At 43.9% G+C, this 1,781-nt stretch carries 1 rRNA gene; it reads right to left on the bottom strand.

Annotated elements, in window-relative coordinates:
* Nucleotides 1-93: 93 nt before the first annotated feature.
* Nucleotides 94-1,602: ribosomal RNA gene (locus tag AVBRAN12640_RS09790) — 16S ribosomal RNA — on the bottom strand.
* Between the last annotated feature and the right edge of the window lie 179 nt (nucleotides 1,603-1,781).

Raw genomic sequence — 1,781 nt, 5'->3', positions numbered from 1 at the left:
TCATTTCAACCTTTGATATCCAAACAAGCTCTCAAGAGCTCTTGAAATATTTATTATTACTCTTTAGTGTGAGTTAAAGAGTATGTACTCTAGAAAGGAGGTGATCCAACCGCAGGTTCTCCTACGGTTACCTTGTTACGACTTCACCCCAGTCGCTGATTTTGCTGTGGGCGGTAACTAGTTTAGTATTCCGACTTAAAGCACAATCAACTCCCATGGTGTGACGGGCGGTGAGTACAAGACCCGGGAACGTATTCACCGTAACATAGCTGATTTACGATTACTAGCGATTCCGGCTTCATGCTCTCGAGTTGCAGAGAACAATCCGAACTAAGACATATTTTATAGATTTGCTCCACCTCGCGGTATTGCTTCTCATTGTATATGCCATTGTAGCACGTGTGTAGCCCTGGGCATAAGGGCCATGATGACTTGACGTCGTCCACACCTTCCTCCTCCTTGCGAAGGCAGTCTATTTAGAGTGCTCAGCCGAACTGTTAGCAACTAAATACGTGGGTTGCGCTCGTTGCGGGACTTAACCCAACATCTCACGACACGAGCTGACGACAGCCGTGCAGCACCTGTCTCTAAGTTCTAGCAAGCTAGCACCCTCGTATCTCTACAAGGTTCTTAGGATATCAAGCCCAGGTAAGGTTCTTCGCGTATCTTCGAATTAAACCACATGCTCCACCGCTTGTGCGGGTCCCCGTCTATTCCTTTGAGTTTTAATCTTGCGACCGTACTCCCCAGGCGGTATGCTTAATCCGTTAGGTGCATTACTGAAATGACTAGCATTCCAACAACTAGCATACATCGTTTAGGGCGTGGACTACCAGGGTATCTAATCCTGTTTGCTCCCCACGCTTTCGCGCCTTAGCGTCAGTTAAGTTCTAGCAGATCGCTTTCGCAATTGGCATTCTTAGTAATATCTACGGATTTTACCCCTACACTACTAATTCCATCTGCCTCTCCCTTACTCTAGAATAGCAGTTTTGAATGCAGTTTAATGGTTAAGCCATTAGATTTCACATCCAACTTACTACTCCGCCTACGCGCCCTTTACGCCCAGTGATTCCGAGTAACGCTTGCACCCTCCGTATTACCGCGGCTGCTGGCACGGAGTTAGCCGGTGCTTATTCTTACAATACAGTCAGTATTCTTCTTGTAAAAAAGGAGTTTACGCTCCGAAAAGTGTCATCCTCCACGCGGCGTTGCTGCTTCAGGGTTTCCCCCATTGAGCAATATTCCCCACTGCTGCCTCCCGTAGGAGTCTGGACCGTGTCTCAGTTCCAGTGTGTCTGATCATCCTCTAAGACCAGATATGCGTCATAGCCTTGGTAAGCCATTACCTTACCAACTAGCTGATACAATATAGCCCTATCCCTTACCGAAAAACTTTCCCACCCTAACTTATGTTAGAGCGGAGTATAGAGTATTAGCACTCATTTCTAAGTGTTGTCCTCTTGTAAGGGGCAAGTTAGCTATACATTACTCACCCGTGCGCCACTAATCCGTCTAGCAAGCTAGACTTCATCGTTCGACTTGCATGTGTTAGGCACGCCGCCAGCGTTCACTCTGAGCCAGGATCAAACTCTCCATAATTTAAATGATTATTTTTTAATTATGAAAAATTAAAAAATAAATAAAATAATGAAGTGAATGATTTAAAACTTATATATAAGAAAGTTTTAAATGGCTCTTGATCACTTGTTTAGATATCAAAGATTGACGTTGAAATAATTGATATATTTAAAATTAACAATAAAACTATTTAAAATAAC

The sequence above is a fragment of the Campylobacter sp. RM12640 genome (assembly GCF_020137595.1).
Classification (GTDB): Bacteria; Campylobacterota; Campylobacteria; order Campylobacterales; family Campylobacteraceae; genus Campylobacter_E.
The sequence above is the reverse complement of the archived record's forward strand: the minus strand, read 5'-3'. Positions and strand labels throughout refer to the sequence as shown.